Here is a 23,707-nt window from a genome sequence, read left to right as displayed (position 1 = left end):
TGGGGGGGGCTCAGCTGCCCGCCTTGCCACCCGGTCCCTGGTAGTCGTTCGTGACGATCACGATGACGCCGTCGTGCGCGTCCTTGATGCCGTCGAACCGGGGCATCACGCGCGCGCGGATCGACTGGGCGAGCTGCTTGGCCGCGTCCTCCTCGGCCGTGCCCGCGCGGTAGTAGACCGTGGTGGTCTCGATGATGCCGTCCGGGTAGTTGCCGGTGGCCTGGACCGCCCAGCCGGACTTGCCGATGTCGTCGGACGCGCGCGCGGCCAGACCGCTGATGTTGCTGTTGTTGTAGACGCGCACCGAGGGCCGGGTGGCGGGTGTGCCCTGCGACTGGTCGCCGGGCTGCTGCGCCGGGGGCTGCGGCTGGGGCTGCTGCTCCGTCGTCGTCGCGGGCGGCTGCCCGGTGGTGGTCGTCGGCGCGCCCGCGGACTCGCTCGCGGGCGGCTCGCTCGCGCTCGGCTCACCGGCGGGCGGCTCGCTGGAGGGGCCCGGTTCGGCGGGCGCGGAGGCGCTCGGGGCGGGTTGCTGCTGCTGCGCCTGCGGATCGTCGTCCGACCCGGTGAACAGCGTCACGACGCCGAGCACCAGCGCCACCCCGGCGAGGCCGAGCAGGGCGTAGCCCGCGGCGCGGGCGGGTTGGGCCGAACCTGAGGACTCGGGGTTGCTCATCCGTCCACGCCCAGGCGCCTAGCCGCCCGAGCCCGCCGCCTGCCCGATCGCAACCGGAGCAGCCGCTTGACGAGCATCGGATCGGCCGCGAGGGCCTCCTCCTTCTCGATCAACGCGTTGAGTAGCTGGTAGTAGCGGGTGGGCGTGAGGTCGAACAGCTCGCGGACGGCCTGCTCCTTGGCGCCCGCGTACTTCCACCACTGGCGCTCGAAGGCCAGGATCTCGCGCTCCCGCCCGTCGAGCCCGCCAGGGGCTGCGGGGTGCGCGAGTGCGGCGTCCATCGGGCTCCTCGGCCTGCCGGTTCGGTGGGTGATCTCATTACATCACGTGATCTTGGTCGTCGTGGGTCGCGCGACCCGACACGCCGGGCGGGACGGCGGCGCGGCGCGGTGGCGACACGCCGGGCGGCGGGCGCGGGGGCGGCGCGCCGATAGGGTGCGCGGCATGGCAGTACACCCCATCCGGATCGCGGGCGACCCGGTCCTGCACAACCCGACCCGTCCCGTGGACGAGCACGACGACGAGCTCAGGGCGCTCATCGCGGACATGTACGAGACGATGGCCGCCGCCAACGGCGTCGGCCTCGCGGCCAACCAGATCGGCGTGGACCTCCGGCTGTTCGTCTACGACTGCCCGGACGACGAGGGGGTGCGGCGCCGGGGCGAGGTGGTGAACCCGGTGCTCCAGACCTCGGACGTCCCGCTGGGGATGCCGGACCCGGACGACGACTACGAGGGCTGCCTCTCGGCGCCCGGCGAGTCCTACCCGACCGGGCGCGCGTCCTGGGCGAAGGTCACCGGGACCGACGGGAACGGGGACCCGGTGGAGGTCGAGGGGACCGGGTTCTTCGCCCGGTGCCTCCAGCACGAGACGGACCACCTGGACGGGTACCTGTACCTGGACCGGCTGGTGGGTCGGCACAAGCGGGCCTCCAAGAAGATGATCAAGGCCAACGGGTGGGGCGTCCCTGGGCTGTCCTGGGACCCGGCCACCTCGGAGGACCCGTTCGCGGACGACGAGGACGAGGACTGAGGGCTCGCCCGCAGGTCAGGGCCGGGGTCGGGGCTGGCGTCGGGGCTGACGTCGGGGGTTGAGGCCGAGCGCTCAGCGCTGCGGGCCGAGCGCTCGCCGCCGCGCCCTCCCCGGTCCACCCGCGCGTCAGGGCGCTGCTCGCGGCCGTGCGGATCGCGGTCGACAGCGCCTGGCGCGTCCTGCCCGCCCCGGTCCTAGACCGGGTCGGGCGCCACCTGCGGCGCCCCCGCGTCCGGCGCGGCCTCCAGCTGCTGCCGGGGGCGGCGCCGGTGGGGCTGGGGCTGCGGCTGGTGGTCGCCGGTGGGTGACGTGCGGCGCCACGGGAGCTCGACGAAGCCGGTCAGCTCGACGGCGCTGCCGCACGCGGCCAGCTCGGCGTACGAGCCGCCGATGACCTGGGCGCGCAGCCGCGACACGTCCGCCGACGTCGCGCCGTGGCCCGCCACCAGGAACGGCAGCAGCAGCCGCCAGGCGTCCACCACCGGGGAGCGCCTGCGGTGCGGGGCGCGCAGCGCGGCCCTGGCGGCGCGCAGGGCGTGCTCGGCCGGGGTGATCGCGCCCGGCGTCGCGGTGTGGTCCCACTGCCAGCGGGCCGACTCGGTCACCGCGCAGCGGACGCAGTCCCACGGACCCGCGGTCGGCTCGGCGCCGCACTGCGAGCAGGTCACCAGGGTCATCGCCCAGTCCACGCACGTCCACGCGTGCCTGCCCACCGGGTCGGCCAGCACCCGCTCGGCCAGCTCGCGCTCCCCCGAACCGCCCTCGGCCAGCTGCTCGGCGGACAGCAGCTCCTGCCAGTCCAGCAGCCACACCTGGTCGACCAGCTCGGCGCAGAACCGGCAGGTCGGGTAACCGCGTCCGGCCAGGTCACCGCAGGTCGGGCAGGCCGAAACCGGGGCGCGGCGGGCAACGCGCCGCGCGCCGGGCGGGAACGGCGGGTGATCAGCCACGCGTGCAACTTACGCCGTGGGCCCGACCCTTGGCACCGGCACCGCGCCGTGGCTATGGTCGATCGGACAACTCAACATCGCGGGAGCTCGCACCAGAGCGGGCTGAGAGGGCGGCTGCGACCTTGGGGTCGCGGGGCCGCCGACCGCCTGAACCTGACCGGGTAATGCCGGCGTAGGGAGGAATGCCGTGACGGCACTCGGGGACGGCTCGGTCAGGCCGAGCGTCACCACCGGGCCGATCCGGGGGTCCCGCAAGGTCCACCGCGACGCGGAGGACGGCGTGCGGGTCCCGTTCCGCAGGGTCGAGCTCACCGACGGCGACCACTTCGACCTGTACGACACCTCCGGGCCTTACACGGCCGGGGACGTCGACGTGCGCGAGGGACTGGAGAAGATCCGCGCCGGCTGGATCTCGGCGCGCGAGCCCGTGAACGGGGCAGCCACCCAGCTGGCCTGGGCGCGGGCGGGCGTGATCACCCCGGAGATGCGGTTCGCGGCGCTGCGCGAGTCGCTGGCGCCGGAGTTCGTGCGCGACGAGGTCGCCGCGGGGCGCGCGGTGATCCCGGCCAACCGCAACCACCCGGAGTCCGAGCCGATGGTCATCGGCAAGGGGTTCCTGGTGAAGGTCAACGCCAACATCGGCAACTCGGCGGTGACCTCGTCCGTCGAGGAGGAGGTGGAGAAGATGGTGTGGGCGACCCGCTGGGGCGCCGACACCGTGATGGACCTGTCGACCGGCAAGCGCATCCACGAGACCCGCGAGTGGATCATCCGCAACTCGCCGGTCCCCGTGGGGACGGTGCCGATCTACCAGGCGCTGGAGAAGGTCGGCGGGGATCCGGCCGCGCTGTCCTGGGAGGTGTACCGGGACACCGTCGTGGAGCAGGCCGAGCAGGGCGTGGACTACATGACGGTGCACGCGGGCGTGCTGCTGCGGTACGTGCCGCTGACGGCGCGGCGGGTCACCGGGATCGTCTCGCGCGGCGGCTCGATCATGGCCGCGTGGTGCCTGGCGCACCACGAGGAGAGCTTCCTGTACACCCGGTTCGCCGAGCTGTGCGAGATCCTGCGCCAGTACGACGTGACGTTCTCGCTGGGCGACGGGCTGCGGCCGGGGTCGATCGCGGACGCCAACGACGAGGCCCAGTTCGCCGAGCTGCGCACCCTGGGCGAGCTGGCGCGGGTGGCCAGGGCGCACGACGTGCAGGTGATGATCGAGGGGCCCGGCCACGTGCCGCTGCACAAGATCGCGGAGAACGTGCGGCTGGAGCAGGAGTGGTGCGACGGCGCGCCGTTCTACACGCTCGGCCCGCTGGCCACCGACGTCGCGCCCGCCTACGACCACATCACGTCGGCGATCGGCGCGGCGCAGATCGGGGCGCTCGGCACGGCCATGCTCTGCTACGTGACCCCGAAGGAGCACCTGGGGCTGCCGGACCGGGACGACGTGAAGACCGGCGTGATCACGTACAAGATCGCCGCGCACGCCGCCGACCTCGCCAAGGGCCACCCCGGCGCGCAGGCGTGGGACGACGCGCTGTCCAGGGCCAGGTTCGAGTTCCGCTGGGAGGACCAGTTCAACCTCTCGCTCGACCCGGACACCGCGCGCGAGTTCCACGACCGGACGCTCCCGGCGGAGCCCGCGAAGACGGCGCACTTCTGCTCGATGTGCGGGCCGAAGTTCTGCTCGATGCGGATCACGCAGGACGTGCGGCGCTACGCTGAGGAGCGGGGTCTGTCCACTGTGGAAGCGATTGAGGCGGGTATGGCCGAGAAGGCGCACGAGTTCGACGACCGGGGCGGCAAGGTCTACCTGCCGGTCGTGGACTGACGTGGAGCGGCCGAGCGTCGTGGAGACGCCGAAGAAGGTCCTGACCATCGCGGGTTCCGACTCGGGCGGTGGCGCGGGGTTGCAGGCCGACCTGCGGGTGCTGGCGGCGTGCGGGGTGCACGGCATGACCGCCGTGACCGCCGTGACGGTGCAGAACTCGCTGGGCGTGAGCGGCGTCGTGGAGATCCCGGCCGAGCAGGTCGCGGCGCAGATCAGGGTGGTGGCCACCGACATCGGCGTGGACGCGGCCAAGACCGGGATGCTCGCGTCGGCGCCGATCATCGAGGCGGTGGCGGCGGCGTGCGACGAGGTCGGCATCGGCTCGGGCGGGACGCCGTTCGTGGTGGACCCGGTGTCGGCGTCCATGCACGGCGACCCGCTGCTGACCGACGCCGCGCTGGAGGCGCTGCGGGTCCTGCTGTTCCCGAGGGCGACGCTGGTGACGCCGAACCTGGACGAGGTGCGGCTGCTGACCGGGGTCGACGTGCGCACCCGCGAGGAGCAGCGCGAGGTCGCGAAGGTGCTGCACGGCATGGGCCCGCAGTGGGTGCTGGTCAAGGGCGGGCACATGAGGGGCGACCCGGAGTGCCTGGACCTGCTGTACGACGGGCGGGAGTTCCACGAGTACGTGGGGCCCCGGTACGACGTGCTGCACACGCACGGCAGCGGGGACACGCTGGCGTCGTCCATCTGCTCGCGCCTGGCGCGCGGGGTGGGGGTGGTCGACGCGGTGCGGTTCGGGAAGGACTTCGTGGTCCGGTCGGTGCTGGCGGCGTACCCGCTGGGCGCCGGGGTCGGGCCGGTGTCGCCGCTGTGGCGGCTCGCCGAGTGAGCTAGGCGTTCCCCGTGGGCCCGTCCGCGTTCGCGCGGGCGGGCCTCACGGCTTCTCCGGGGTCAGGATCGCGGCGGCGACCACGTCGAGCAGGTGGTCGGCGCGGGGCGCGGACGTGGGCTGGTCGTGCAGCCAGATGAGGGCCCCGCCGAGCGCGAACAGGTCGGGGCCGGTCAGGTCGGTCCTGGCCTGGCCCGCGGCCTGGGCGCGCTCCAGCAGCCGGGCGCCGGAGCCGCGCATCGCGACGCAGGAGGCGTGCAGCGCGGAGTCCGGGTCCTCGATGGCGCCCATCATGGTCGTGACGGCGCCCCGGTAGGTGTGCGCGCAGGCGACGAACTCGCGCAGCCACGCCTTGAGCGCCTCGCCGGGGGGCAGGCGCGCCTCCAGCCGGTCCGCGAGGGTGGTCAGCTCGTCGAAGCCCGCGCGGAGCAGGGCGTCCAGCAGCGCGTCCCTGGTCGGGAAGTGGCGCAGCAGGGTCGCGAGGCCGACCTCGGCGCGGCGCGCGAGGTCGCGCATCGACACGTCCGCGCCCTGCTCGGTGATGACCGCGTCCGCGATCGCGAGCAGGTGGTCGCGGTTCTTCCTGGCGTCCGCCCGCATGGTCGCCCCCTTTCCGGTTCAGTGAACCACTTGACCCGGCCGCGTGCCCACTCCTAGTATCCGGATCAGTGAACCGGTTAATCCGGTTCACTGATCCGTTCAACGTCCGAGCAGGTGGAGGCCATGATGACCGGCACGATGAAGGCGGTTCGGCTGCACGAGCACGGCGGGCCGGAGGTGCTGCGACTCGACGAGGTCCCGGTGCCCGAGGTGGGGCCGGGCGAGGTCCGGGTGCGGGTGCGGGCGGTGGGGCTCAACCCGCCGGACTGGTACCTGCGGGAGGGCATGACGAAGATCCCGCCGGAGCTGCGGCCGAGGCTGGACCTTCCGCTGATCCCCGGCACGGACGTGTCCGGGGTGGTGGAGGAGGTCGGCGAGGGCGCGGGGTGGGCCGTCGGGGACGAGGTGTTCGGGATGCTGCGCTTCCCCTCGCCCGGCGGCAGCGCGTACGCCGAGCAGGTGGTGGCGCCCGCGACGGACCTGGCCCGCAAGCCCGCGGGCGTGGACCACGTGCAGGCGGCGGGCGCGCCGATGGCGGGGCTGACCGCGTGGCAGTTCCTGATCGCGCTCGGGCACGAGGTCGCGCCGCCGTTCCAGCCGCGACCGCACCACCCGGTCCCGCTCGGGTCGGGGACGACGGTGCTGGTCAACGGCGCGGCGGGCGGCGTGGGGCACTTCGCGGTGCAGCTGGCCAGGTGGCGGGGCGCGCGGGTGGTCGCGGTGGCCTCGGGGTCGCACGGGGAGTTCCTGCGGGGGCTGGGCGCGGACGTGGTCGTGGACTACACGCGGGAGCGCGCCGAGGACCTGGTCGACGAGGTCGACCTGGTGCTGGACGCGGTCGGCGGGGAGGCGACCGGGCGGTTCCTGCCGCTGGTCCGGCGCGGGGGCGCGCTGTTCCCGGTGTTCCCCGGCCCGTACGACGTGGCCGAGGCGGCGCGGCGCGAGGTGACCGTCTCGGCCACGCAGGTCAGGGCGAGCGGGGCGCAGCTGGCGGAGCTGGGCGCGCTGCTGGGGTCGGGCGAGGTGCGGGTCGGGGTCGACAGCGTCTTCCCGCTCGCGGACGCCGCCGCCGCGCACGCGCGGGCGGAGCGCGGGCACATCCGGGGCAAGATCGTGCTGGTGGTGGACTAGCGGGGCGGCGGCCCCGGCCGCCGTGGACGAGCCGCCTCGGCGGACGGGCCGTGCGGGGTCGGGACGCAGCGGGCTCGGGCCTGGACCTCACCCTTGGGCCGGCCGGCGAACCACCCCGTGCCGTCCCCCGTCGACGCGAGCGCGCGGTGGGGAAACCGGGGCGCGGACCGGTTCACGCCAAGGTGTGAGGCCGCCCCCACCGGGCGCTACCGCTCGGGCACGACCGCCTCGACGGCCCGGCGGAGGGTGGCGCGCACGAGCGCCGGGTCGTCCAGGTCGCCGCCGGACAGGGCGCCGTCGCGCAGCAGGACCAGGACGCGGGCCACGTGGTCCGGGTCCTGGCAACCGGCTTCGGCGGCCAGGTCGCGGAGGCGTCCGGCGAACCAGCGGCGGTGGTCGTCCACGACCGCGCGGACCGGGTGGGCCGGGTCGGGGTGCTCGGCGGCGGCGTTCAGGAACTGGCAGCCCCGGAAGCCGTCCGCGCAGGTCGCGTCGCCGACCTCGGCGAGCATCGCCACGAGCGCGGCGCGCGGCGGGCGGCCGTCGGTGAGCGCGGCCATGCCCTCGCGGATGCGCAGGCTCTCCTCGGCCAGGTACGCGGCGACCAGGTCGTCCTTGGCCGGGAAGTGCCGGTAGAACGTCGCCCTGGTGACCGAGGCCTGCTTGACCAGGCGGTCCACCCCGACCGCGTGGACGCCCTCGGCGTAGAAGAGGCGGGCCGCGGTGCGGAGCAGCCTCTCCCTGGGGTGCTCGTCCCGGACCGGGGCAGTCGTCATCCCCCGACGATAGAGAAAGACCGGTCGTTCTGCACCGTGTGATCACCCACGTTGACCGCCGCGGGCGGAGGGCTAGTCTCGTCCACAGGGAGAACGATCGTTCTTTCTACCGCAATGGACGCGAGGAGTCCCCACCATGAGCACCCCCACCGTCGTCCTGGTCCACGGCGCGTTCGCCGACTCGTCCAGCTGGACCGACGTCGTCCGCGGGCTGCGCGCCCAGGGCGTCCCGGTCGTCGCGGTCGCGAACCCGCTGCGCGGCCTGGAGTCCGACGCCCGCTACGTCGCCTCGGTCGCCAACAGCGTCACCGGCCCGGTCGTGCTGGTCGGCCACTCCTACGGTGGCGCGCTGATCACCCGCGCGGCGCGGGACGTCGCAGGCGCGAAGGCGCTGGTCTACGTCGCGGCGTTCCAGCCCGACACCGGCGAGAGCGCGCTGGAGCTGGCGAACCGCTTCCCCGGCGCCAAGCTCGGCCCGGACACCCTGGACGTGCTCGTGCACGAGGGCGCGCCGGAGCTGTCGATCAAGCCGGGGGACTTCCGCGAGGTGTTCGCGGCCGACCTGCCGGAGAGCGCGACGACCGTGCTGGCCGCGACCCAGCGCCCGGTGGCCGAGGCCGCGCTGGCGGGTGGGCTCGACGGCGAGCCCGCGTGGCGCTCGCTGCCGTCGTGGGCGCTGGTCGCGAACCAGGACAACGCGATCCCGGCGGCCTCGCAGGAGTTCATGGCCGAGCGCGCCGGGTCGACCACGACGCGGGTCGACGCCTCGCACGCGGTCGCGGTGTCCCGGCCGGAGGTGGTGGCCGAGCTGGTGCTCGCGGCGGTGCGCGCCACGAGCTGAGCGCCCTAGGGCCTGGGCAGGAGCGCCAGCGCGGTGTCCGCCGCGCTGGTCACGGCCTCCGCGCCCAGGCCCGCCTTCCCGACCGCCTCGACGCCCCGGACCACCACCAGCAGCAGCGACGCCAGCGCGTCCGGGTCGGCGTCGGGGGCGAGGTCGCCGCAGCGCTGGGCGGCGGTGATCTCGCGGCTCAGCAGCCCGAGCAGCGCGCGCATGGTGGTGGCCGAGCGGTCGGCGACGGACTCGTCGGACGCGGCCAGCTCGGCGGTCCCCTTGGCCTGGAAGCAGCCCCGGCGCCCGACGTCGGCGGCGGTGTTCGCGGCGACGAAGCGGACGTAGGCCTCCAGCCGGGCGAGCGCGCCCTCGTCCGGGCCGGTCAGGTTCTCCTCGGCCAGGACGACGATCGCCCCGCACCAGTCGTCGAAGACGCGGCGGAACAGGGCCTCCTTGTCGCCGAACGCCCCGTAGAGGCTGCCCTTGCCCAGGCCCGTGACGCGGGCGATGTCGTCCATGCGCGTGCCCGCGAACCCGGTGGTCCAGAACTGCTCCCGCGCCAGCTCCAGCACCTGCGTCTCGTCGAACTTCCTGGGCCTCGGCACGGCGCCGAAACTACCCGTTCTTGACTCGATCGTCCACAACCGGCTAGGTTTTGGACGATCCATTCCAGAACGAGGGGTTCAACCATGCCGGGCGTGTTGCAGGACAAGGTGGCCGTGATCACCGGGGGCTCCAGCGGGATCGGGCTGGCCATGGCCCACCGGTTCGCCGCCGAGGGCGCGCGGGTCTTCGTCACCGGGCGGGACGCCGCGCGGCTCGACGCCGCCGTCGCCGAGATCGGGGACGCCGCCACCGGGGTGCGGGCCGACGTCGCCGACCCGGCCGCGCTGGACGCGCTCTACGAGCGGGTGCGGGCCGAGGCCGGGCGGGTCGACGTGCTGGTCGCGAACGCGGGCCTGGCGGCCGACGCCCCGCTCGGCGAGCACACCGAGGAGGGCGTCGACCTCACCCTCGCGGTGAACGTGAAGGGCACGCTGTTCACCGTCCAGAAGGCGCTGCCGCTGCTGTCGGCGGGCGCGTCGATCATCGTGATCGGGTCCAGCAACAGCACCCGGCCCAACCCGCTCCTCGCGGTGTACAGCGCGTCCAAGGCCGCGGTGCGGAACCTGGTGCGCAACTGGGCGGCGCAGTCGAAGGACCGGCAGTTCCGGATCAACGTGCTCAGCCCCGGCCCCACCCGCACGCCCGGCCTGATGAGCGCGGGCGGGCCGATGATCGAGCAGTACGTGCGGGAGCAGGTGCCGCTGGGGCGGATGGCCGAGCCGGAGGAGATCGCGTCGGCGGCGCTGTTCCTGGCCTCGGACGCCTCCTCGTTCGTCACCGGCGTCGAGCTGTTCGCGGACGGCGGGCAGGCGCAGGTCTGACCGGGGCGGTGGCGTCGAGCCACACCAGGTGCGCCGTGAGGTCGTCGGGCGCGCCGAACCGGGCGTAGAGGGCCCTGGCGTGGGCGGCGGTCTCGGAGCTGCTCCGGTGGCCGTCCGCCACGCCCACGGTCTCGGCGCGGTCGGCGAACTGGAGGCCGTAGGCCGCGATCCCGCCACCACCGCCGTCAGCGGCCTCGTAGGCGATGGCGTACATCCTGGGCGCGTGGGAGCGCGCCTCGCGCGCGAGCCGGGCGCGGGCGCCCCCGCCGCGGGACGGGACGCGGGACGGGTGGTCGGTCACCGACGCGCCTCCCCGGTGCGGGGAAAGGCGGGGATGCCCTCGTGCCCGCGCCACGCGGCGTCGCAGTCCACGCAGGTGGGCCAGTACCAGTGCGTGCGCGGGAGCTCCTGGACGGGCACGGTGACGTCGACGCCGCACAGGGTCCGGGTGTCCTCGCCGGGATGGCGCCCGCGCTCGACGGCGTGGCGGGACCGGTCGTGCGGCAACCACTTGAACGCTCGGCTCGGCACCGGTCAGCCCACCGGGCCCGACGTGCGCGGCCGACCGGCGATCGGCGGCGGTCCGGGGATCGGCAGCGGTTCGGGGATCGGCGGCGGTCCGGGGATCGGCAGCGGTCCGGCGATCGGCAGCGGTTCGGCGGTCCGGCCGCCGTGGCGCGGCGTCAGGTCTTCAGGGCCCATCGGTTCCTCCCCCTGGGAAGCTGTCCGGCCCGGTCTGCGCACGAGGAGCTGCAACTGCGACGACGTGCGCAGACCGGCCACCTCGCCGATGTCCGCACCGGCTCGGTGGTCAGACCGTAAACCCTGCCGCAGGGTTTGTGCAGGCCCTCTTTCGGGCGAACAATCCCCCGCCTGTCGATGTTGCACACTGGTGCCGCAGTCATGGAGGAGAGCGGGGCATGGTGGACAGGTCTGCGCAGCACCACACGGCGGTCTACAAGCGCAAGCTCGGCGAGGTGCTGGAGACGTGCCGCGAGGAGGCCGGCCTGAGCCGCGCGGACGCCGCCGCGGTCCTCGACTGCTCGACCTCGAAGATCCGGATGATCGAGAGCGGCGGGGTCGCGGTCAAGACGCCCGAACTGCGCGAGCTGCTGACCGCCTACAACATCACCGGCGAGCGCCGCGCCGACATCGAGACCTTGGGCGAGCACGCCCGCCAGCGCCGTGGGCGGACCACCTGGGGCGGCGCGGTTCCCGAACGCCTGAAGCGGTTCTTCGACAAGGAGGAAACCGCCGTCACGATCGATTCCTACTCACCATGGGTTCTGCAAGGGCTGGCGCAAACCGAGGCGCACGCCCGCGCCGTCATCCAAACGAACTCTTTGCTGAGTCCCAAGGACGTCGACCGGCTCGTGCAAGCACGACTCGCCCGACAAGAGCGCCTTCACGCCCAGGACGCCCCGAAAATCCGATGGGCGGTTGACGAGTCGGTCTTGCGCAGGCCGATCGGCGGCGCGGAAGTGATGCGAGCGCAGTTGGAACACCTGGCGGCCCTCTGCCGCAAGGACATCGGGGAACTGCGCGTGATCCCCAACTCCGTCGGCGCGCACGCGGGTTGCGGATTCCCTTTTGTCGTACTCGTGGACGCCGAGGGGAATCGATCCGTGTACGTCGAGAACCTGACCGACGGTTCATGGATTGAAGATCTCGATCGAGTGACACGCTACGAAATCACCATGAGGGAGATCATGGATTGTGCACTCTCGACCGAGGAGTCACTGCGACTGGTCGATACGGTACTAGCGCAACTGTGACTGCGACAGAGGGAGCACCATGATCGGCATGCTTGAGGGGGCGAAGTGGAAGAAGTCACTTCGCTCCGGCAACAGTGGCGGTAACTGCGTCGAGATGGCCTGCGGGACGTCGAGCGCGCGTGCGATCCGCGACTCGAAGAACCCCGCCCACGGCGCGCTCGTCCTCGACGGGGACACCGCCGCGAGGTTCCTGGACGGCCTGAAGGCCGGGCGGTTCGGCCGCTGAGCGAGCGACGGTCCCGGCCGACCGCCGGGACCGTCGTGCCGAAAACCCCGCCGCGCCAACGGTTCCGGTCTACGCTCGGCGGGATGGATCGAGTGCGCGTAGCGCTCACCGGAGCGCAGGAAACGATGCTGGCCACGCTCTACGGACGGGCGCTCGACAGCGCCCGCCCCCACTCCGTCCTGAACGACGGAGCAGCCGCCGAGGCCGTCGCCCGCCTCGACTACGACTTCCCCGGCACCGGCCTGACGATGACCTCCGCCGTCGGCGTGGCCATCCGGGCCTGGCAGCTCGACCGGTGGCTGCGGGGGTTCCTGGCCGAACACCCACGGGCCACCGTCCTCCACCTCGCCTGCGGCCTGGACACCCGCGCCCACCGCCTCTCCCCCGGCCCCGACGTGCGCTGGGTGGACGTCGACCTGCCGGACGTCGTGGCGGTGCGGGAGAAGGTGCTCCCGCCGCCGGGCGGGGACTACCGGCTCGTCGGGGCGTCCGCGACCTCACCCGAGCTGTGGGAGTCGATCCCCGACGACCGGCCGACCGCGGTCGTGTTCGAGGGGCTGTCGATGTACCTGTCCGGCGCGGAGGTGGAGGGGATGGTGCGGCGGGCCGTCGGGCGGTTCCCGTCCGGGGAGCTGATGTTCGACGTCTACGGGACGATCGGCATCAGGCTGCAGAAGCTCGTGCCGCCCGTCCGGCGGGCGGGGGCGGTGCTGCGGTGGGGGCTGGACGACCCGACCGGGCCCGAGGCGTGGGGGCTGAAGCTGGTGGAGTCGGTGCGCAGCACCGAGATGCCGATGCTGGACCGGCTGCCCCTGGCGGGGCGGGTGCAGCTGAGGATCGTCGGCCTGATCCCGAGGCTGCGGGACGCCGGGCGGGCGGTGCGCTACCGGTTCCCCGCGTAGCGCACCGGTCCGCGCCTACTCCTCGACCAGGGCTTCCAGCGCGCCGAGCGCGCCCACGAGCGCGTCGCGGTGCTCGGGGCTGAGGGACTCCAGGCGGGCCCTCAGCTCCTGCACGCGCGCGGACCGCACGCCGGACACCATCGCGACCCCCTCGTCGGTCGGGCTGGCCAGCCAGGCCCGACCGTCCTGGGGGTCCGGTTCCCTGCGCACGTACCCGGCCTCGACGAGCGTCGCCACGATCCTGGACAGGGTCGGCGGCGCGACGCCCTCCTTGTTCGCCAGGTCCCCCAACCGCATCGGGCCGCAGCGCGCCAGCGTCGCCAGCGCCGAGACCGCGCCGGGGCCGAGCCCCGGTGAGCCGGTCCGGCGCAGCAGCCGGGAAAGCCTGCCGATCGTGAGGTACAAACGCGCGGTGGCGTCCTCCAGGTCGGTCACCGGCGGCCCCTCCTCCGGACAAAACGGGTGTTCAGCATCCATCATGCCGGGCGCCCCCTGCACCACCGACAAGCCGATCACCGTTCAGGCGTCCGGCGCAGGGCTGGACGCGTGCGCCCAGAACCGCTTCGGCGCCCGGCCCGCCAGGCGCGCCCACCTGCCCGCGCGCACCGCCGACCGCATGGCGGAGGCCATCAGCTCGGGGTCCTGCGCCCTGGTCACGGCCGTGGCGAGCAGCACCGCGGCGCAGCCGAGCTCCATGGCGACGGCGGCGTCGGAGGCGGTGCCGACGCCCGCGTCGAGGATCACCGGGACCGACGCCCTGGCGACGATCAGCTCCAGGTTGTGCGGGTTGCGGATGCCCAGGCCCGTGCCGATCGGCGAGCCGAGGGGCATGACGGCAGCGCAGCCCGCGTCCTCCAGGCGCAGGGCCAGGACCGGGTCGTCGTTGGTGTAGGGCAGGACGGTGAAGCCGTCGGCGACGAGGCGGCGCGCGGCGTCGAGCGTCTCGACCGGGTCCGGGAGGAGGGTGCGGTCGTCGGCGTGGACCTCCAGCTTCACCCAGGACGTGCCGAGGGCCTCGCGGGCGAGCCGGGCGGTGAGGACGGCCTCGGCGGCGGTGCGGCAGCCCGCGGTGTTGGGCAGGAGGTCGATGCCGAGGCGGCGCAGGAGCTGCAGGACGCCGGTGCCGCCGGAGCCGTCGGCGCGGCGGAGGGCGACGGTGGTCAGCTCGGTGCCGGAGGCGCGGAGGGCGCGTTCGAGGACGGTCAGGTTGGTCGCGCCGCCGGTGCCGGTGATCAGGCGGGAGGTGAACTCGCGGTCGGCGATGCGCAGCGGGTCGGGGGCGGGCGCGATGCGGTCGGGCTCGGTCATGGTCAGCCTCCCTGCACGGCGGTGATGACCTCGACGCGGGCGTGCTCGCGCAGCGGCCGGTCCCAGGCGGCACGCGGGACGACCTCGCCGTCCACGGCCACCGCGACGCCGGTGGTGGGTGCGCCGAGGGCGGTGACGGCGTCGGCGACGGTGGCGCCGTCGGGGAGGTCGCGCAGGACGCCGTTGAGCCGGGCCCTCACGCCGCCTCCCCGAGCAGCTCCACGACGCGGCGCGCGGTGACGGGGGCGAGCAGGACGCCGTTGCGGTGGTGGCCGGTGGCGGCGAGGACGCCGGGTTCGAGCCAGTCGATCAGGGGGGTGTTGTCGCGGCTGCCGGCGCGGAAGCCGACGGAGGTCTCGGCGAGCGCGTACTCGGTGAGGGCGGGCCAGACCTCCTCGGCGTCGGTGAGCAGGTCGAGGACGCCGCGCACGCGGACGGTCGGGTCGAACCCGGCCTCGTACTGGGTGGCGCCGACGAGCAGGCCGGAGCGGGTCTCGTTCGGGACCAGGTAGACGGCGCGGCCCCTGACCTGGGCGCGGATGGTGCGCTCCGGCGCTTCGAGCGCGCCGGGTCGGGCGAGGAGGCTGAGGATCTCGCCCTTGACGGGGTGGATCACGTCGCGCAGGGCGGGGTGCAGCTCGGCGCTCCAGGCCCCGGCGGCGATGACGGTGGTCGAACCGTCCACTTCGGACTCGGCGGCGCCGGTGAAGCGCACGCCCGCCTCGGCGCAGGCGGTCCGCAGGGCGGCGAGCAGGGTGCGGGCGGAGACGGCGAGGTCGCCGGGGATGCTCAGTCCACTCCGGACGGACGGGCCGAGCCCCGGTTCCCGCTCGCGCAGCCCGGCCGCCCCGAGCACCTGGAACTCCAGGCCGTGGGCGGCGAGGTGCGCGGCGTGCTGGTCGAGGACGGCGGCGTCGGCGGCGTCGACGGCGGTGAGGAGGGTGCCCGCGGTGTTGAGCCGCACGCCCAGCTCGCGGGCGAAGCCGGGCCACAGGCGGATCGACTCCAGGCCGAGCGCGAGCACCGCCTCGTCACCGGGCCACGCCTCGCTGACCGGCGCGAGCATCCCGCCCGCGACCCACGACCCGGCGTGCGCGGACCCCCGATCGCGAACCGCGACGGCGAACCCGGCCTGAGCCGCCCGCCAGGCGATCGACAACCCGATGACACCGCCGCCGAGGACGGTCACTCGCTTGCGCGCCACAGCACTCACGCTCCCTGCGCCGGCATGACCCGGATCAGGTTCGACGGTCGGAGCGCCTCACGCTCCCTCTCAGTCCGGTACTCCCCGGACTCCCGTGCGGACCACCGCCACCGTAGCGCAGCGGGGGCGGGTGGGGCTTTGGAGCGCGGGCGGGGGGCTTCGGCGGTGCGGGCGGATGTGGGGCCCGGCGCACCGCCAGCGGGGAGGCGCGGCTGCCCGGAGGGCAGGGGTGACCCTGGGGGAGCGCGGGCGGCCGGGATGCAGGTGGTCGCGGGTGGCTGCGGGCCCGACGGCACGGCAAGCCGGGGCCGGGCGGCGCGGCCAGTTGGTGGGCGAGACCGACCGGGGCGCAAGTAGTCGCGAGTGGCTGCGACCTCGACGGCGCGGCCGGGGCGCAGGTGGGCGAGGGCGGCCGGGGTACGGGCGGTTGAGCGGGCCCGGCGGCGCGGCTGGCTGGGACCCGGTGGCGCGGCCAGTTGGCGGGCGAGGGCGGCCGGGGTGCGGGTGGTCCCAGGAGCGCGGGCGGGTGGGCCGCGGGGCTCGGGTGGGCGTGGTCGAGCGGGGTGGTGGGTGATTACGTGGTGGGGTGCCCGGACTTGACGCTACCCAGATCAGGCGCAGGCTCGCCGACGCCCGGCTGTACCTGTGCACCCCCCACCGGCCCGACCTGGCCGAGTTCGCCGACGCCGCGCTCGCGGGCGGGGTGGACGTCGTGCAGTTGCGCGAGAAGGGCATGGAGGCGCGGCAGGAGCTGGCCGCCCTCGAGGTGCTCGCGGAGGCGTGCGCGCGGCACGGGGCGCTGCTCGCGGTGAACGACCGGGCGGACGTGGCCCTCGCCGCCGGGGCCGACGTGCTGCACCTCGGCCAGGACGACCTGCCCGTCCCGCTGGCCCGGCGGGTGGTCGGGGAGGAGGTGGTGATCGGGCGGTCCACGCACGACGTCGCGCAGGCCTCGGCGGCGGCGGTCGAGCCGGGCGTGGACTACTTCTGCACCGGGCCCTGCTGGCCGACGCCGACCAAGCCCGGACGTCCGGCGCCGGGGTTGGACCTGGTGCGCGCGGTCGCCGGGTGGGACGCGGCCCGCGCGAGTGCGGCGGGCGGCCCTGGCGGGCTTGGCGCGAGTGGCGCGGGCAGGCCCGGCGCGGGTGCGCCCGGCGCGGGTGCGGCCCCTCCCGCACGGCCGTGGTTCGCCATCGGGGGGATCGATCGGCATCGGCTTCCCGAAGTGATCTCCGCCGGGGCCCGCCGGGTGGTGGTCGTGCGCGCCATCACCGAGTCGAGCGACCCCCGCGCGGCCGCCGCCTGGTTGAAAATTCAACTAAGCGGCGTACCCTCGTCCCCGTGATGCCTGTGCTCTACCTGGGCCACGGGGCGCCCCCGCTGGCCGACGACGCGCGCTGGACCGGCGAGCTGCACGCCTGGTCCGAGGACCTCCCCCGCCCGGAGGCGGTCCTGGTGGTGTCCGCGCACTGGGAGGAGGCGCCGCTCACCCTCGGCGCCACCACCCCCGTGCCGCTGACCTACGACTTCTGGGGCTTCCCGCAGAAGTACTACGAGGTCACCTACGACGCGCCGGGCGCGCCCGCGCTCGCCGACGAGGTCACCCGGCTGCTCGGCGGCGACGACCGGGTGGCCCGCGACCCGGAGCGCGGGCTCGACCACGGGGCCTACGTGCCGCTGAAGGAGCTGTTCCCGGCGGCGGACGTGCCGGTGCTCCAGGTGTCCATGCCGACCCTGGACCCGCGCGAGCTGTTCGACCTCGGCCGCGGGCTCGCGCCGCTGCGCGAGCAGGGCGTGCTGCTGGTCGGCAGCGGGTTCATGACGCACAACCTGAGCTGCGTGGACTTCCGGCGCGGCCCGGACTACGCCGCGCCCGGCTGGTCCGAGGAGTTCGACGACTGGGCGGGCCGGGCGCTGGCCGCCGGGGACGTGGACGGGCTGCTGGACTTCGCGCGCAAGGCCCCCGCCGCCGGTGTCGCGCACCCGCGCACCGAGCACCTCGCGCCGCTGTTCGTGGCGCTCGGCGCGAGCCTGGACCAGAGCGCGCCGAGGACCGCCGTCGAGGGGTTCTGGTACGGGCTGTCCAAGCGCTCGATGCAGTTCGGCTGACCGCGCCCGCGCCCCGACCGCCCCGCGCCCGCTTAGGCCGATGGGGCGGTCTCCTGAACGGCAAATGTGAAGCTGGGAGTGACGCACCAAACGGCGTCTCACCCGATCGGCGGATAGGCGCAGCACGGGGTGGTCCGGTCAGAGCAACTCGGGCAAGTAGCTCTCCGTATTGGACACAAGTGCCCCCGGAACGCCATTCGCCGGTACGCTGAGCACTAGCCGCGCCACCGCCGACAAGCGAGCGCGGCGAACAGGCCGCCTCCGGGCGGTCCGCGAAGACGTCTCCCTCATCTTCGGATGCGGGGAAACCGGGGATTCGGTGGCAGGGACCGCCCCCGGCGACCCCCCAGGGGGACGGGTGGTGGGGCGGCGGCAGGGGTCGCCCCACCCCTCTTCTCTCCCGCCACTCGGCGCGGTGAACCGCACAGCTCGCCACCGGGGCCGCAGGCCGCCCCGACGCACGCCCGGCTACCCGCGAGTAGTGGACCTTTCGAGCTACGTTACAACTCTGTTACGTGTGACAGCTGGAGACCATCAGAGTCGAAGTGTGTCACAGGCCACGTCACCGTGACTGCGCTGAGTAGCCCTTGACCGTTGACCCGCACTGCCGGTAGTCACCAGTGCGGCATTCGAGGAATCACACTCACCGCTGATTCCCCGGTTTTCCACTGCCCCAAGCGTGAATAACCCGGCACGAAGTGAACAGGACCGCCGATCCGAAGGGCATTCGCGGCAACGTGGACTGCTCCCCCCGACGTGGGGAAGATGGTGGCCCGTGGACCTCGTGACGCTGGAAGACATCCGGGCCGCCGCCGAGCGGATCTCCGGGGCGGTGCTGCGCACGCCGCTGCTGCCGTGGGGCGACGGCCTCTGGCTCAAGCCGGAGAGCCTGCAACCGGTGGGCGCGTTCAAGATCAGGGGCGCCTACAACGCGCTCGCCCGCCTCACGCCCGAGGACCGGGCGCGCGGGGTGGTGGCCTACTCCAGCGGGAACCACTCGCAGGCCGTCGCGCGCGCGGCGCGGGAGTTCGGCGTGCCCGCCGTGATCGTGATCCCGGACAACGCGCCCGAGGTCAAGGTCGAGGCGACGCGCGCGCTCGGGGCCGAGGTGGTCCGGGTGCCGATGGCCGAGCGGGAGAGCCGGGCGCTGGAGCTGGCCGCCGAGCGCGGCGCGGTGCTGGTGCCGCCGTTCGACCACCCGGACGTGATCGCCGGGCAGGGCACGATCGGGCTGGAGATCGTGGCCGACCTGCCGGAGGTCGCGACCGTGCTCGTGCCGGTCAGCGGCGGCGGCCTGCTGTCCGGCGTGGCGGTGGCGGTGAAGGCGCTGCGGCCGGACGCGCGGGTGATCGGCGTGGAGCCGGAGCTGGCCGCCGACGCGGGCGAGTCCTTCGCGGCCGGACGTCGGGTGGACTGGCCCGCCGAGGACCGGGCCAGGACCATCGCGGACGGGCTGCGGGCCCAGCCGTCGGAGCGGACGTTCGCGCACATCCGGGCGCACGTGGACGGGTTCGCGGCGGTCTCCGAGGCCCGGATCAGGGCGGCGGTGCGGGAGCTGGCGGTGCGGGCGCGGCTGGTGGTGGAGCCCAGCGGGGCGACGACCCTGGCGGCGTTCCTGGAGCTGCGCGAGCGCGGCGAGCTGGGCGACGGGCCGGTCGTGGCGGTGCTGTCGGGCGGCAACGTGGACCCGGCGCTGCTCGCCGAGGTGCTGCGGGAGGCGTGACCCGCGGGGCGGCCCCGAGAGCGGGCCGCCCCTGCCGCGCGCCGGCGTTCAGCCCTCGACCGGGCGGTTCAGGGTCGCGACGAACTTGTAGCGGTCGCCCCGGTACACCGAGCGCACCCACTCCACCGGGTTGCCCTCGGTGTCGTAGGAGTGGCGGGAGAGCAGCAGCATGGGCAGTCCGATGTCCGCGCCCAGCAGCTCCGCCTCCTCGGGCGAGGCGAGCGCGGTCTCGATGGTCTCCTCGGCGTGCCCCATCTCGGTGCCGAACCGCTCGCGCAGCACCTGGTACAGCGACCCGCCGGGCGACAGGTACCGCCGCAGCCCCCGGAACCGGCCGAGCGCCAGGTGCGTGGTCTCGATCGCCATCGGCTCGCCGTCGGCCAGCCTCAGCCGGTGCAGCCGCAGCACCTTCGCCCCCGCCCGCACGCCCAGCAGCCGGGCCAGCTCGGCCTCGGCGGGCTGCTCGGAGGCGTCGATCAGCCGGGACGACGGCTGGCGGCCCTGCGCCAGCATGTCCTGCGTGTACGAGGAGAGCTGGAGCCGTTGCGCCACCTTGGGTTCCGCGGCGAACGTGCCCTTGCCCTGCACCCGCAGCAGCCTGCCCTCGACGGTCAGCTCGGCCAGCGCCTGGCGCACCGTCGTGCGGGACACGTCGAACTCCGAGGCGAGCGAGCGCTCGGTGGGGATCGGCGAACCCGGCGGCATGGCGCGCAGCAGGTCGAGCAGGTGGCGTTTGAGGCCCCAGTACTTCGGTTCCCGCTGTGCACGCGACCTGGACTCCAGGCTCGTCTCCAGCATGGCCTTCCTCCTCGACTTCTCCCAGCGCTCCCGCCACAAGGATGCCCTGTCGCGGGCCGTTCGCGCCGTCGAACCCCCTCGTCGAGTCATCGGATGACTTTGCAACGTCTCGGCAACGACCTTGACAGGTCCTGTGGCGGGGCACACCCTAGGCCGCATTGGTCTACACCACTTAGGTCCGCCTAGGTGTCCGTGGTGTTGGTCCGGCCGCAGGGGACGGGGCCGGCGAGGAAAGGGCGCGAACGTGAAGGGCTGGAGAGGACTGGCAGTCGGCGCCACCGCGCTGTCGGTGGCATTGGCCGGTTGCGGCACGAGCAGTGACAGCGGGAGCGGCGAGGGCGGCGACAAGACGCTCACCGTGTGGCTGATGGACGGCTCGGCGGCGCCTGCGCTGACCGACGCGCTGCACCAGGAGTTCGAGAGCGCCCACCCCGGCGTGAAGGTCAAGTACGAGGTGCAGAAGTGGGGTGGCATCCAGGAGAAGCTCACCACCGCGCTGACCGGGAAGACCCCGCCGGACGTCATCGAGCTGGGCAACACCCAGACCGCGAAGTTCGCGTCCGAGGACACCCTGGAGGACCTGTCCGGCGACGTCTCGTCGCTCGCGGGCGACCAGTGGCTCGCGGGTCTCGAGGACTCGCTCACCTGGGACGGCAAGCAGTACGGGATGCCGTTCTACGCCGCGAACCGGACGGTCGTCTACCGCACCGACCTGTTCCAGGCCGCGGGCATCACCGCCGCGCCGACCTCGCGCGACGAGTGGGTCGCGGCCGTCGAGAAGCTCAAGGCCGCCAACGCGTCCGACCCCGAGTTCCAGTCGCTGTACCTGCCGGGCCAGTCCTGGTACGTGCTGCTGTCGTTCATCTGGGACGAGGGCGGCGACGTCGCCAAGAAGGACGGCGACAAGTGGGCGGGCGCGCTCGACAGCGCCGAGGCCAAGGCTGGCCTGGAGTTCTACAAGAAGCTCGTGGACGCCTCCGGCACCAAGGCCCCGAAGGACACCGACGAGGCCACGCCGCAGCAGATGGAGGTGTTCGGCACCGGCAAGGTCGGCATGATGATCGGTCTGCCGTGGGAGCTGGCGGGCGCGGTCAAGGCCGACCCGACGCTGGAGGGCAAGCTCGGCGCGTTCCCGATCCCGTCCAAGACGGCGGGCAAGACCGCGCCGGTGTTCCTGGGCGGCTCGAACCTGGCCATCCCGGCAGGCAGCGCCAACCCGGACCTGGCCAAGGACTACCTGAAGCTGCTGTCCTCCAAGAAGTACCAGGACCTGCTGGCCGAGGGCGGCTCGGTGCCCGGCACCTCCACCGACACCACGAAGCTGGAGACCACCCCGGTCGGCAAGGCGCTCGCCGCCGCCGCCCCCAACGGCAAGGTCACCCCGACCACGCCGACCTGGGCCGGTGTCGAGGCGGGCCAGAACCCGCTGAAGGACATGCTGACCGCGTACCTGACCGGCGCGAAGTCGCTGGACCAGGCGACGGCGGACGCCAACGCGGCGCTCACGAAGACGCTGGCGGGCTGACGGTCGCATGACGGCAGTCGACACGACCGGCGCGGGGGCGTCGACGGGCAACGTCCCGCCGGCGCCCCCGCGCTCCGCGAAGGGCGGCGGTGGCCGCCGCCGGGGCAGCGCGTTCGACCGCGCGCTGCCGTACCTGCTGCTGGCGCCCGCGCTGGTGGCCATCCTGTGGCTGATCGGCTTCCCCGTGCTGTCGGTGCTGCTGACCAGCTTCCGGCGGCTGAACCTGCGCGAGCTCACGCGCGGCCAGGTCGTGTGGACGGGGCTGGACAACTACACCGAGGTGCTGGGCGACCCGGACTTCTGGCTCGTGACCGGGCGGACGGTGGCGTTCACCGCCGCCGTCGTCGGGGCCTCGGTGCTGGCGGGCCTGCTGCTGGCCGTGCTGATGCGGCAGGTCTCGCCGCTGGTGCGGATCGTGCTCCAGGTGGCGATGCTGCTGGCGTGGGCGATGCCGCTGCTGGCGGCCACCACGGTCTACCAGTGGATCTTCGATCAGGAGTACGGCATCCTGAACAAGACCCTGGTGCAGCTGGGCTTCGACTCGTACGCCGGGTACTCGTGGTTCTCCACCGGGCTGTCCACGCTGGGCGTGGTCGGGCTGATGATCACCTGGCAGGCCGTGCCGTTCCTGGCGTTCTCGCTGTACGCCGGGCTGATCGGCATCCCGCGCGACCAGTACGAGGCGGCGGGCATCGACGGGGCGTCGCCGTGGCAGACGTTCCGGGCGGTGACGTGGCCGGAGCTGCGCCCGCTGCTGATGATGGTGACGTTCCTGTCGGTGCTGTGGGACTTCAAGGTGTTCGCGCAGATCTGGGCGTTCCGGCAGGGCGGTCCCGACGGGGCCAGCACCACGCTCGCGGTCTACCAGTACCTGGTGGGCATCTCGCAGAGCCACTTCGGCGTGGCGGCGGCGGTGAGCGTGGTGATGATGCTGCTGCTCGCGGCGGTGACGTTCCAGTACCTGCGCAGGCTGGTGCGGTCCCAGGAGGGTGAGCTGTGAGGGCCAAGCGGATCTCGGCCAACGCGGTCGCGCTCGTGGTGGCGCTGTTCTTCGCGTTCCCGACGTACTGGATGGTCGCCACGGCGCTCAAGCCGCGCAAGGACCTGCTGTCCACCGACTACGACCTGGTGCCGAAGACGGTGACCGGGGACAACTTCGCGTCGGCGTGGAACAAGCCGGGGTTCCTGGAGTCGCTGGGCAACAGCCTGCTGGTGACGCTGTCGGCGGTGGCGGCGGCCCTGGTCGTCGGGCTGCTGGCGGCGCTGGCGCTGTCCCGGATGCGGTTCCGGGGGCGGCGCGGGTTCGTGATGATGATGCTGATCGCGCAGATGGCGCCGTTCGAGGCGCTGCTGATCCCGATGTTCCTGATGATGCGGGACCTGGACCTGCTCGACAAGCTGCCATCGCTGACGCTGATCTACTTCGCGGTGACGCTGCCGTTCTGCGCGTGGACGCTGCGCGGGTTCGTCAACGGCATCCCGCTGGAGCTGGAGGAGGCGGCGATGGTCGACGGGTGCGGGCGGTGGGGCGCGTTCCGGCGCGTGACGCTGCCGCTGCTCGGGCCGGGGCTGGTGGCGACGTCGGTGTTCGCGTTCGTGACGGCGTGGAACGAGTTCCTGTACGCGCTGTCGCTGATCAACGACCAGTCGAAGCAGACGCTGCCGGTGTGGCTGAGCGGGTTCAAGTCGAACTTCGGGACGGACTGGGGCGGTGCGATGGCGGCCTCGGCGCTGTTCACGCTGCCGGTGCTGGTGTTCTTCCTGATCGTGCAGCGGAAGATGGTGACCGGGGTCACCGCCGGGGCGGTCAAGGGGTAGCCCCGTTCCCGACGTGCGCCGCGCCCGCTCCCCTCGGGGGGCGGGCGCGGCGCTGTTTCCGGGGGATTTCTTGTGGCGAGCGTCGCTGCGGGGTCTCGGCGTGCGCGGCGGGGTGGCCGGGTGGGCGGCGTTGGGCCCTCCGCGCAGGCCAGGCGGGGCCGGGTGGGGCAGCCTCAGGGGGACGAACTGCGCGAACGCGCCGAAGTACCGTGGCCGCAGGCGTCATCCGGCGGTG

29 protein-coding genes and 1 riboswitch are annotated in these 23,707 nt (G+C 73.7%); of the genes, 15 read left to right on the top strand and 14 right to left on the bottom strand.

What is annotated here, in order from left to right; genetic code table 11:
* Window positions 1–10: 10 nt before the first annotated feature.
* Window positions 11–673 (bottom strand): LytR C-terminal domain-containing protein, encoded by a 663-nt coding sequence (locus AMIR_RS02165; RefSeq protein ID WP_012783059.1) that lies wholly within the window; start codon window positions 671–673, stop codon window positions 11–13.
* Entirely contained in the window at window positions 670–954 is a 285-nt protein-coding gene (locus tag AMIR_RS02160) for a DUF3263 domain-containing protein (RefSeq protein ID WP_012783058.1), read from the bottom strand. Before AMIR_RS02160 ends, AMIR_RS02165 begins: the two co-directional genes overlap by 4 nt.
* A gap of 163 nt (window positions 955–1,117) precedes the next feature.
* On the opposite strand from AMIR_RS02160, the gene AMIR_RS02155 reads away from it, so the two are divergent.
* Complete coding sequence (locus AMIR_RS02155; RefSeq protein WP_012783057.1) at window positions 1,118–1,705, top strand: peptide deformylase; 588 nt, start codon at window positions 1,118–1,120, stop codon at window positions 1,703–1,705.
* Between the two features lie 194 nt (window positions 1,706–1,899).
* Here the strand turns inward: AMIR_RS02155 and AMIR_RS02150 are convergent, their stop codons facing one another.
* Window positions 1,900–2,655 carry a hypothetical protein gene (locus AMIR_RS02150; protein WP_187313476.1) on the bottom strand — a complete coding sequence of 252 codons (756 nt, stop codon included), beginning with the start codon at window positions 2,653–2,655 and terminating at the stop codon, window positions 1,900–1,902.
* A 187-nt stretch (window positions 2,656–2,842) separates the two neighbouring features.
* Here AMIR_RS02150 and thiC point away from each other — a divergent pair, with 187 nt between their 5' ends.
* Both thiC and thiD read left to right on the top strand, forming a co-directional pair.
* Window positions 2,843–4,486 carry a phosphomethylpyrimidine synthase ThiC gene (gene thiC / locus AMIR_RS02145; RefSeq protein WP_012783055.1) on the top strand — a complete coding sequence of 548 codons (1,644 nt, stop codon included), beginning with the start codon at window positions 2,843–2,845 and terminating at the stop codon, window positions 4,484–4,486.
* A 1-nt stretch (window position 4,487) separates the two neighbouring features.
* Window positions 4,488–5,318: a bifunctional hydroxymethylpyrimidine kinase/phosphomethylpyrimidine kinase gene (gene thiD / locus AMIR_RS02140; protein WP_012783054.1), complete on the top strand. Its 831-nt coding sequence runs from the start codon at window positions 4,488–4,490 to the stop codon at window positions 5,316–5,318.
* Window positions 5,319–5,363: 45 nt separating this feature from the next.
* Here thiD and AMIR_RS02135 read toward each other — a convergent pair whose 3' ends face one another.
* Entirely contained in the window at window positions 5,364–5,918 is a 555-nt protein-coding gene (locus AMIR_RS02135; RefSeq protein ID WP_012783053.1) for a TetR/AcrR family transcriptional regulator, read from the bottom strand.
* 126 nt (window positions 5,919–6,044) lie between these two features.
* Between AMIR_RS02135 and AMIR_RS02130 the strand changes: the two genes are divergently transcribed.
* Window positions 6,045–7,049: an NADP-dependent oxidoreductase gene (locus AMIR_RS02130; protein WP_012783052.1), complete on the top strand. Its 1,005-nt coding sequence runs from the start codon at window positions 6,045–6,047 to the stop codon at window positions 7,047–7,049.
* Between the two features lie 206 nt (window positions 7,050–7,255).
* Here AMIR_RS02130 and AMIR_RS02125 read toward each other — a convergent pair whose 3' ends face one another.
* The gene (locus AMIR_RS02125) at window positions 7,256–7,825 is read right to left on the bottom strand and encodes a TetR/AcrR family transcriptional regulator (RefSeq protein WP_012783051.1); all 570 of its coding nucleotides are present in this window, start codon (window positions 7,823–7,825) and stop codon (window positions 7,256–7,258) included.
* A 136-nt stretch (window positions 7,826–7,961) separates the two neighbouring features.
* Here AMIR_RS02125 and AMIR_RS02120 point away from each other — a divergent pair, with 136 nt between their 5' ends.
* Window positions 7,962–8,666, top strand: coding sequence for an alpha/beta fold hydrolase (locus AMIR_RS02120; protein WP_012783050.1), 705 nt, complete (start codon window positions 7,962–7,964; stop codon window positions 8,664–8,666).
* Window positions 8,667–8,671: 5 nt separating this feature from the next.
* Here AMIR_RS02120 and AMIR_RS02115 read toward each other — a convergent pair whose 3' ends face one another.
* Window positions 8,672–9,262, bottom strand: coding sequence for a TetR/AcrR family transcriptional regulator (locus AMIR_RS02115; protein WP_041836524.1), 591 nt, complete (start codon window positions 9,260–9,262; stop codon window positions 8,672–8,674).
* An 84-nt stretch (window positions 9,263–9,346) separates the two neighbouring features.
* On the opposite strand from AMIR_RS02115, the gene AMIR_RS02110 reads away from it, so the two are divergent.
* Window positions 9,347–10,084 (top strand): SDR family NAD(P)-dependent oxidoreductase, encoded by a 738-nt coding sequence (locus AMIR_RS02110; RefSeq protein ID WP_012783048.1) that lies wholly within the window; start codon window positions 9,347–9,349, stop codon window positions 10,082–10,084.
* On the opposite strand, the gene AMIR_RS35240 is transcribed toward AMIR_RS02110, so the two are convergent.
* From AMIR_RS35240 to AMIR_RS39900, 3 genes are read right to left on the bottom strand one after another with little or no spacing between them, the layout of a single operon-like run.
* Entirely contained in the window at window positions 10,038–10,385 is a 348-nt protein-coding gene (locus tag AMIR_RS35240; RefSeq protein WP_012783047.1) for a hypothetical protein, read from the bottom strand. The two genes, AMIR_RS02110 and AMIR_RS35240, sit on opposite strands and share 47 nt — an antisense overlap.
* Window positions 10,382–10,615, bottom strand: coding sequence for an HC3 family zinc finger protein (locus AMIR_RS02100; protein ID WP_012783046.1), 234 nt, complete (start codon window positions 10,613–10,615; stop codon window positions 10,382–10,384). Before AMIR_RS02100 ends, AMIR_RS35240 begins: the two co-directional genes overlap by 4 nt.
* A gap of 3 nt (window positions 10,616–10,618) precedes the next feature.
* On the bottom strand, window positions 10,619–10,786 hold the full coding sequence (locus AMIR_RS39900) for a hypothetical protein (protein WP_012783045.1): 168 nt from the start codon (window positions 10,784–10,786) through the stop codon (window positions 10,619–10,621).
* Between the two features lie 218 nt (window positions 10,787–11,004).
* Between AMIR_RS39900 and AMIR_RS02095 the strand changes: the two genes are divergently transcribed.
* The 3 genes from AMIR_RS02095 (at window position 11,005) to AMIR_RS02085 (ending at window position 12,987) form a co-directional block, all read left to right on the top strand.
* The gene (locus AMIR_RS02095; protein WP_012783044.1) at window positions 11,005–11,859 is read left to right on the top strand and encodes a helix-turn-helix domain-containing protein; all 855 of its coding nucleotides are present in this window, start codon (window positions 11,005–11,007) and stop codon (window positions 11,857–11,859) included.
* Between the two features lie 19 nt (window positions 11,860–11,878).
* Window positions 11,879–12,085 (top strand): DUF397 domain-containing protein, encoded by a 207-nt coding sequence (locus AMIR_RS02090; protein WP_012783043.1) that lies wholly within the window; start codon window positions 11,879–11,881, stop codon window positions 12,083–12,085.
* An 83-nt stretch (window positions 12,086–12,168) separates the two neighbouring features.
* Window positions 12,169–12,987, top strand: a complete 819-nt coding sequence (locus AMIR_RS02085; RefSeq protein WP_012783042.1) for a class I SAM-dependent methyltransferase — start codon at window positions 12,169–12,171, stop codon at window positions 12,985–12,987.
* A gap of 15 nt (window positions 12,988–13,002) precedes the next feature.
* Here the strand turns inward: AMIR_RS02085 and AMIR_RS02080 are convergent, their stop codons facing one another.
* The 4 genes from AMIR_RS02080 to thiO form a co-directional block, all read right to left on the bottom strand.
* Window positions 13,003–13,422 carry a MarR family winged helix-turn-helix transcriptional regulator gene (locus AMIR_RS02080; protein ID WP_012783041.1) on the bottom strand — a complete coding sequence of 140 codons (420 nt, stop codon included), beginning with the start codon at window positions 13,420–13,422 and terminating at the stop codon, window positions 13,003–13,005.
* Between the two features lie 84 nt (window positions 13,423–13,506).
* Window positions 13,507–14,295, bottom strand: coding sequence for a thiazole synthase (gene thiG / locus AMIR_RS02075; RefSeq protein ID WP_012783040.1), 789 nt, complete (start codon window positions 14,293–14,295; stop codon window positions 13,507–13,509).
* 2 nt (window positions 14,296–14,297) lie between these two features.
* Window positions 14,298–14,495: a sulfur carrier protein ThiS gene (gene thiS, locus AMIR_RS02070; RefSeq protein WP_012783039.1), complete on the bottom strand. Its 198-nt coding sequence runs from the start codon at window positions 14,493–14,495 to the stop codon at window positions 14,298–14,300.
* Window positions 14,492–15,499, bottom strand: a complete 1,008-nt coding sequence (thiO, locus tag AMIR_RS02065; RefSeq protein ID WP_012783038.1) for a glycine oxidase ThiO — start codon at window positions 15,497–15,499, stop codon at window positions 14,492–14,494. The genes thiS and thiO overlap by 4 nt, the downstream gene beginning before the upstream one ends.
* Window positions 15,494–15,605, bottom strand: a riboswitch (TPP riboswitch). It overlaps the preceding gene by 6 nt.
* A 480-nt stretch (window positions 15,606–16,085) precedes the next feature.
* Between thiO and thiE the strand changes: the two genes are divergently transcribed.
* The 3 genes from thiE (at window position 16,086) to AMIR_RS02050 (ending at window position 19,331) form a co-directional block, all read left to right on the top strand.
* Window positions 16,086–16,844: a thiamine phosphate synthase gene (gene thiE / locus AMIR_RS02060; RefSeq protein WP_012783037.1), complete on the top strand. Its 759-nt coding sequence runs from the start codon at window positions 16,086–16,088 to the stop codon at window positions 16,842–16,844.
* Entirely contained in the window at window positions 16,844–17,608 is a 765-nt protein-coding gene (locus AMIR_RS02055) for a dioxygenase family protein (protein ID WP_012783036.1), read from the top strand. Before thiE ends, AMIR_RS02055 begins: the two co-directional genes overlap by 1 nt.
* Window positions 17,609–18,383: 775 nt before the next feature.
* Window positions 18,384–19,331: a threonine ammonia-lyase gene (locus tag AMIR_RS02050; protein WP_012783035.1), complete on the top strand. Its 948-nt coding sequence runs from the start codon at window positions 18,384–18,386 to the stop codon at window positions 19,329–19,331.
* Between the two features lie 48 nt (window positions 19,332–19,379).
* Here AMIR_RS02050 and AMIR_RS02045 read toward each other — a convergent pair whose 3' ends face one another.
* Entirely contained in the window at window positions 19,380–20,129 is a 750-nt protein-coding gene (locus AMIR_RS02045) for a GntR family transcriptional regulator (RefSeq protein ID WP_012783034.1), read from the bottom strand.
* Between the two features lie 244 nt (window positions 20,130–20,373).
* On the opposite strand from AMIR_RS02045, the gene AMIR_RS02040 reads away from it, so the two are divergent.
* From AMIR_RS02040 to AMIR_RS02030, 3 genes are read left to right on the top strand one after another with little or no spacing between them, the layout of a single operon-like run.
* Window positions 20,374–21,654 (top strand): sugar ABC transporter substrate-binding protein, encoded by a 1,281-nt coding sequence (locus AMIR_RS02040; protein WP_012783033.1) that lies wholly within the window; start codon window positions 20,374–20,376, stop codon window positions 21,652–21,654.
* 7 nt (window positions 21,655–21,661) lie between these two features.
* On the top strand, window positions 21,662–22,654 hold the full coding sequence (locus AMIR_RS02035) for a carbohydrate ABC transporter permease (protein ID WP_012783032.1): 993 nt from the start codon (window positions 21,662–21,664) through the stop codon (window positions 22,652–22,654).
* Window positions 22,651–23,472 carry a carbohydrate ABC transporter permease gene (locus AMIR_RS02030; RefSeq protein ID WP_012783031.1) on the top strand — a complete coding sequence of 274 codons (822 nt, stop codon included), beginning with the start codon at window positions 22,651–22,653 and terminating at the stop codon, window positions 23,470–23,472. The genes AMIR_RS02035 and AMIR_RS02030 overlap by 4 nt, the downstream gene beginning before the upstream one ends.
* The last annotated feature ends 235 nt before the right edge of the window (window positions 23,473–23,707 follow it).

Origin of the sequence: Actinosynnema mirum DSM 43827 (assembly GCF_000023245.1) — a bacterium.
Lineage (GTDB): Bacteria > Actinomycetota > Actinomycetes > Mycobacteriales > Pseudonocardiaceae > Actinosynnema > Actinosynnema mirum.
This window is presented reverse-complemented; position numbering and strand designations above follow the sequence as displayed.